The following is a 253-nucleotide window of genomic DNA, read 5'->3' on the forward strand; positions in this document are numbered from 1 at the left end:
TTTCAACCATCAAACTCACACCTCCCCAGTTCCTAAACCTTACATCCATCATCCCTCCCAAACCCCCCCTTTCAACCCCAATACCTTTCTCACCCAACACTTCATTAAACCTTTCATACAACACTTCTCCCCCTTCCCGTCGGGCCCCACCCGCAAACCTCCGACGTTTCCCTTTACCACAATCCCCATACACCCTCAACTCCCAAACACACACTACACCACCCCCTACATCAACCACACTCACGTTCATCTT

The 253-nt window shown here is 50.6% G+C and carries 1 protein-coding gene; it reads right to left on the bottom strand.

The features are described from left to right. Nucleotides 1-250, bottom strand: a 250-nt coding sequence (locus FS628_RS33345; RefSeq protein WP_369008921.1) for a D-aminoacyl-tRNA deacylase, incomplete at its 3' end; no start/stop codon positions are given. Between the last annotated feature and the right edge of the window lie 3 nt (nucleotides 251-253).

The organism is Paenibacillus xylanexedens (genome assembly GCF_007676705.1).
Classification (GTDB): domain Bacteria; phylum Bacillota; class Bacilli; order Paenibacillales; family Paenibacillaceae; genus Paenibacillus; species Paenibacillus xylanexedens_C.